At 71.2% G+C, this 5,911-nt stretch carries 6 protein-coding genes; 2 read left to right on the forward strand and 4 right to left on the reverse strand.

The genetic code is table 11. From position 1 onward, the window contains the following. The first annotated feature begins 305 nt into the window (after window positions 1-305). Window positions 306-1,322, forward strand: coding sequence for a GNAT family N-acetyltransferase (locus Q1N79_RS27060; RefSeq protein ID WP_300613835.1), 1,017 nt, complete (start codon window positions 306-308; stop codon window positions 1,320-1,322). Here Q1N79_RS27060 and era read toward each other — a convergent pair. The 3 genes from era to Q1N79_RS27075 all read right to left on the reverse strand — a co-directional run bounded on the left by era (window position 1,305) and on the right by Q1N79_RS27075 (window position 4,304). Then, window positions 1,305-2,252 carry a GTPase Era gene (era, locus tag Q1N79_RS27065; protein WP_300613837.1) on the reverse strand — a complete coding sequence of 316 codons (948 nt, stop codon included), beginning with the start codon at window positions 2,250-2,252 and terminating at the stop codon, window positions 1,305-1,307. The two genes, Q1N79_RS27060 and era, sit on opposite strands and share 18 nt — an antisense overlap. 84 nt (window positions 2,253-2,336) lie before the next feature. Next, window positions 2,337-2,690 carry a cytidine deaminase gene (locus tag Q1N79_RS27070; protein WP_300613839.1) on the reverse strand — a complete coding sequence of 118 codons (354 nt, stop codon included), beginning with the start codon at window positions 2,688-2,690 and terminating at the stop codon, window positions 2,337-2,339. A gap of 264 nt (window positions 2,691-2,954) precedes the next feature. Further along, window positions 2,955-4,304 carry a Rieske 2Fe-2S domain-containing protein gene (locus tag Q1N79_RS27075; protein WP_300613842.1) on the reverse strand — a complete coding sequence of 450 codons (1,350 nt, stop codon included), beginning with the start codon at window positions 4,302-4,304 and terminating at the stop codon, window positions 2,955-2,957. Window positions 4,305-4,537: 233 nt separating this feature from the next. Between Q1N79_RS27075 and Q1N79_RS27080 the strand changes: the two genes are divergently transcribed. After that, window positions 4,538-5,281, forward strand: a complete 744-nt coding sequence (locus tag Q1N79_RS27080) for an alpha/beta hydrolase (RefSeq protein WP_300613844.1) — start codon at window positions 4,538-4,540, stop codon at window positions 5,279-5,281. A 19-nt stretch (window positions 5,282-5,300) separates the two neighbouring features. Here the strand turns inward: Q1N79_RS27080 and Q1N79_RS27085 are convergent. Further along, window positions 5,301-5,911, reverse strand: a 611-nt coding sequence (locus Q1N79_RS27085; protein WP_300613846.1) for a hemolysin family protein, incomplete at its 5' end; no start/stop codon positions are given.

The following is a 5,911-nucleotide window of genomic DNA, read 5'->3' on the forward strand; positions in this document are numbered from 1 at the left end:
CGCCGGTAACGCCGGTCGCCGCCGCACTTACGACAGAAGAAGGCGCCCTGCGCGATCGTGTGGTAGAAGACGCCAAGACCCCAGATGATCAGCACCAGCGCCCCTTCCCCTCGTTCGCGCCTCGCGGTCGCCCTTGGCCGATTATGTCCTGTTACGCGCCGTTAGACCAGATTCGCGGGGACAACCGTGATCATCCGGTTATCCGTCCGGCCGATGGTAGCGGCCCGGCGGGCGGCGCGCCGTCCGGCCGGGAAAATCGTTCGCGTTGTGCTGGTGGGCGGGTGTTGGCTGGAGGGATGCGCATCGTGCGAGTGGATCCCGCGGACGACGACGACGTGCGGGCATGCCACCGGGTACAGGCGGCGGCGCAGGCGGTCGACGACCCGCTGCTGCCGCCGATGTCGTTCGGCGTATTCCGCGTCTGGGCGCTGCACGGCTGGGAAAGCAACCCCGGCGAGCTGTGGTTCGTCCCCGGCGCGGCGCCCGGCGAGGCGCTTGCCTGGTACCAGCTGGAACTCCCTGACCTGGAGAACCGGGACCGGGCCTTTCTCATGCCGTACGTGCACCCCGCGTCCCGGCGGCGCGGCATCGGCCGCGAGCTGCTGCGGCACGCCGCGGACCGGGCGGCGGCGAACGGGCGGACGGTCTTCGGCGGCGGCGCGGCGCAGGATTCGGCGGGCGACGCGTTCGCCCGGCAGGTCGGGGCAACGCCGGGGCTCGTGGAGGCGCGGCGCGTCCTGGACCTGCGCAAGGTCCCGGCCGGTCAGTTCGCGCGGCTGCGCGAGACGGCGGCCGCCGCGGCGGCCGGCTACACGCTCGTGTCGTGGACCGGCCCGACCCCGGTGGAGTATCTCGGCCGGGTCGCCGAGGTGTTCAACGCGATGAACGACGCGCCGCGCGATCCCGGTTACGAGGACGACTTCTGGGACGCCGACCGGGTCCGGGATCGCGCCGACCGCCTCCTGCGGCTCGCCGGCGTGCGCGGGTACTCGGTCGCGGCCCTGCACGCCGCCACCGGCCAGATCGCCGGGCTGACCCAGGTGGAGGTCGATCCGCAGACCCCGGAGTGGGGATTCCAGGGGCTCACCGCGGTGACCCGTGCGCACCGCGGGCACCGGCTCGGCCTGCTGACCAAGGCCGCGATGCTCGAGTGGCTGGCGGTGGCCGAACCGAAGCTGGAGCGGATCCAGACCGGCAACGCCGCGTCCAACAAGCACATGATCGCGGTCAACGAGACGCTGGGCTATGAGCCGGTCAAGCCGGGCTGGCAGTTCTACGACCTGCCCGTGGCCGCGGTCGGCGCGTCAGTCGTAAAAACCTAGACGGCGCAGCTGCCGGGGATTGCGCTGCCAGTCCTTGGCGATCTTGACGTGCAGGTCGAGGTAGATCCTGGTGCCGAGGAGCGCCTCGATCTGGCCGCGGGCCCGGGTGCCGACGTCCTTCAGGCGGGCGCCCTTGGTGCCGATGACGATCGCCTTCTGGCTGGGCCGCTCCACGTACAGTTCGGCGTGCACGTCGGTCAGGTCGGGCTGGCCCGGCCGCGGGCCCATCTCCTCGACCACGACCGCGATCGAGTGCGGCAGCTCGTCCCGCACCCCGTCCAGTGCGGCCTCCCTGATGAGCTCGGCGACCATGATCTGCTCGGGCTCGTCTGTCAGCTCGCCGTCCGGGTACAGGGGCGGCCCTTCGGGCAGGTGGGAGACGAGCACATCGGCAAGCACGTCGAGCTGGTACCCGGTCACGGCGGACACAGGCACCACGTCCGCCCAGTCGCCCAGTTCGCTCACCGCGAGGAGCTGCTCGGCGACCTGTTCCTGCGGGGCCTGGTCGGTCTTGGTGACGATCGCGACGACCGGGGTGTGCTTCAGGGTGGCGAGCTCACGGGCCAGGTACTTGTCGCCCGGCCCCACCTGGTCCGCCGCGGGGACGCAGAACCCGATCACGTCGACCTCGGTAAGCGTCGAGCGGACCAGGCTGTCCAGCCGCTCCCCGAGCAGCGTGCGGGGCCGGTGCAGACCCGGCGTGTCCACGATGACCAGCTGCGCGTCCGACCGGTGCACGATCCCGCGGATCACCCGCCTGGTCGTCTGCGGGCGGTCGCTGGTGATCGCCACCTTGGCGCCGACAAGGGCGTTCGTCAACGTCGACTTACCCACGTTCGGGCGCCCGGCGAGGCAGGCGAAGCCGAAGCGGAGGCTGCCGTCCTCGGGCGCGCGCCCGGCCGGTCTCGCGGTCACGTGCGGCGGGCTCATCCTTCGATTGTCGGGCATGCCGGCCACCAGACTTCTCCCGGCGTTGTCGCGCGATCGGTTGCAGCGCGATCAGCTGGCGCGCGATCAGGGGACCAGCGTCGCGTGCAGTGTCCCGTCGGGCGCCGCATGGAACACGGGCGCGTCCGGGCCGAGGTCGCGCACCGCGGCCAGGTCGCCTCGGTCCGGCGCAGCCTCGCTGACCACGGCCGCGGCCTCCAGCCGCTGCGCGCCGCTCGAGACAGCCATCGCGACCGCCAGCCGCAGCGCGGACAGCCGCAGCGACGGCAGCGCGACCGTCGCCGCCGTGTAGGTGCGCCCGGTCTCGTCGCGGACCGCCGCGCCCTCGGGCGCCGCCGCCCGCGCCCGGCTCGACCGGGCCAGCGTGATGATCTTTCGGTCCTCCGGGCCGAGCCCGTCCCCCGGTGTCGCTTCGCTCACGCGGACGAGTGTAGGCGCGGGGTCAGCGGTCGTAGCCGGCGGCCGCATCCCCCTGACCGCTCGGCCGGTCCGCGCCGCAGCGGAGGCGGGTTCCCAGCTGCCCCATATGTCCCGCTAGTACTACTTTGGACACTCCTTGCATGGACATTCGGGACATTCCGGGCGGCAGAAGGTCACGGAGTGTACAAAGTGGACGCCAGAGGCTCTTGTGACCAATGAGACCGCGCCGGGTTCCGCGCGCGGAGCGCCGCCCAGGCCGTGTGGTCAGTCGGCCAATTCGGGCCGGCCGGCCGCGCCCAGGGGCGGCTCGATGCCGAGGGCCTCCTGGACGACCGGATCGTCGTCGGTGCCGAGCGCCCGCCAGTCCTCGTCGGGCTCGAGGATCTTCTCGGCGCCGCGGATGGACCGGAAGTCAAGGCCGGCGCCCACGGCCGGCGGCTCCTTGCCCGCTGCCAGGCCCTTGGCCGCCGAGATCAGGATGTGGCGCATGCGGGTGATGGCCTTGTCGGTGGAGCCGAGGTGCTCCTCGGTGCGGTCGTAGATCGGGCCCATCGACTCCGTCACCATGAAGTCCTGGCTCACGAAGTCCGAGACGCCGCTGAAGATGCCGTTGCGCTGCGCGTCCCGATCGATCCGGAAGTCGTTGTCCATGGTGTACTGCCTGGGGAGGATCCCGTCTCTGCGGCCCGTTATCGGCGTCGAGAACGGGGCGACGGAGAAAAGGTTCGCGCCGCCGAGGTTGCGGGGGTTCTGCCGGTCCTTGGCTGTGACGAAGTAGCGCCAGCAGTTCTGGTCGTCGATCGGGATGAACATCCCGTGGCCGGTGCTGAACGGGATGCTGGCGACCATCGTGCTGTACGGCACCGCGTAGGCGGTGATGCGCACGTGGGTGTTGCCGTTGGGCGTGGTCCTGATGCCGGCGTACCGGTACCCGTACCAGGTGTCGTCGACCTCGAGCCGCGGCGCGCGGTCGTGGCGCCAGAACTTCCACGACATGGCGTTGGACGGGTAGCCGGGCTTGTCGGACCCGTCATCGGGGATGTCGTCGACGCCGTCCCACTGGTGCAGGTGGGAGATGTGGGCCGTGTCGATGTTGCCTTCCATCGCCTGCACCCAGTTACACGTCGTCAGCTGCTTGCCCGCCGTGAACTCGCCGGCGTCGTGCCCCTCGGTGCCGAAGTCGCGGAACGGCGTCATCGTCTCCCGCGGGCCCATGTAGGTCCACACGACCCCGCCTGACTCGTGCGCGGGGTACGCCCGCATCCGCACCTTCTCGCAGAATGGCACCGGCTCGCTCGGCATGTCCACGCACCGGCCGTCCACGTCGAACGCCCACCCGTGGTACACGCAGCGGATGGCGGCGTCCTCGTTGCGGCCGAAGTACAGCGACGCTCCCCGGTGCGGGCAGTTCTCCTGTACCAGCCCCGCCCGCCCGCGTGTGTCCCGGAAGGCGACCAGGTTCTCGCCAAGCAGCCGCACCCGCACCGGGTCGCATCCCGGCTCGGGGATCTCGGCCGTCAGGCAGGCCGGCGTCCAGTAACGGCGCAGCAGGTCGCCCATCAGCGTGCCCGGCCCCACCCTGGTCAGGATCTCGTTCTCTTCCGCCTTGAGCACGCCGCACCTCCGCATGACCGGGCCAGCCCCACGTCAGACCGTCTTTTTTCACCGTCTCACCGGTCAAACATTGTTGTCAATTATCAACTAACAAGAGTGCCGGCCGTTGTGAACTGCCGCGGCAGGATGTGCTGAGGCGGGCCCGGCGGTCGGGTCGCCGTGTCCTTGCGGAGCGGCGGGAACTGGGGGACGGTGGTAGGCGGCGGATGGGGCGGACCAGGAAGGCGGCAGTTATGCGGTTCATCACGGAGGCAACCTCGGACGGCGTGACGGAGCGCCACTTCACGGTCGGCGACGCTCCCGGCGTGGTGTGGGCACCGGCCGGGGCCGCCGGGCCGCGGCCGCTCGTGCTGCTCGGGCACGGTGGCGGCGGGCACAAGACGGCGGCGTCCATCGTCGCCCGCGCCCGCCGCTACGTGACGGGGAGCGGGTTCGCGGTGGCGGCCATTGACGCGCCCGGGTGGGGCGGCAGGCCCATCCCGGCGGGGTATGAGACCTACAACGCCGAGATCGAGGAGCTGACCGCGGCCGGCAAGCCCCTCGGCGAGGCGTACGCGCGGCGCGGGGTGGTCGTCGCGGCGCTCGCGATACCCGAATGGCGGGCCACCATCGACGCCCTGGCCGGTCTTGACTGGGTCGGCGCAGGCGGGGCGGTCCCCGTCGGCTACTGGGGCGTGTCGCTCGGCAGCGCGATCGGCGTGCCCCTGGTGGCGGCCGAGCCGAGGATCACCGCCGCCGTCCTCGGCCTCATGGGCCACGAGACCCTGACGGAGGCGGCCGCCGAGATCACCGTACCGGTGGAATTCCTGCTCCAGTGGGACGACGAGATCGTGCCGCGGGAGGCGGGGCTCGCGCTGTTCGACGCCATCGGCTCGGCGGAGAAGACGCTGCACGCCAATCCCGGCGGCCACATGGACGTGCCGATGTTCGAGGTCGACAGCTCCGAGCGTTTCTTCGCGCGCCACCTCACGAGCTGAGGCGATGGCGGCGCCCCGGTCAGGCGGGCTGCTGTTCCAGGCGCTGGATGAGCACCGTGCCCAGCTTGTTCCTGCGGCCGGCGAGGTTCTCTGCGGTCAGCCGCAGGCCGGCCACCGTGGCTTCTGAGCCGGCGATGGGCACCCGGCCGAGCTCGTGCGCCAGCAGGCCGCCGACGGTCTCCACGTCCTCCGCGTCGACCGCCACCCCGAAGAGCTCCTCGAGTTCGGTGACCGGCAGCCGCGCGGTGACCCGCGCCGTGCCCGGCGCGAGCCACTCCACCGGCGCCCGCTCGGTGTCGTACTCGTCGGCGATCTCCCCGACGATCTCCTCCAGGATGTCCTCGATCGTCACCAGCCCCGCCGTCCCGCCGTACTCATCGATCACGATCGCCACATGCACATGCCGCGCCTGCATCTCCCGCAGCAGATCATCAACCGGCTTGCTCTCCGGCGCGAACGTGGCCGCCCGCATGATCGACTCCACCGTCTCCGCAGACTCGCCCTCCGGATGCTCATAGATCCGCGTCACGATGTCCTTCAGGTACGCGACCCCGACGACATCATCCAGGTTCTCCCCGATCACCGGAATCCGCGAAAAGCCGCTCCGCAGCGCCAGCGACAGCCCCTGCC

Source organism: Trebonia sp. (genome assembly GCF_030042015.1).
GTDB lineage: Bacteria > Actinomycetota > Actinomycetes > Streptosporangiales > Streptosporangiaceae > Trebonia.

Excerpts from the sequence above, each read along its gene's own strand:
- Q1N79_RS27080 (WP_300613844.1), top strand. The coding sequence starts at position 4,538 with ATGCGGTTCATCACGGAGGCAACCTCGGACGGCGTGACGGAGCGCCAC.
- era (WP_300613837.1), bottom strand. The coding sequence starts at position 2,252 with ATGAGCCCGCCGCACGTGACCGCGAGACCGGCCGGGCGCGCGCCCGAG.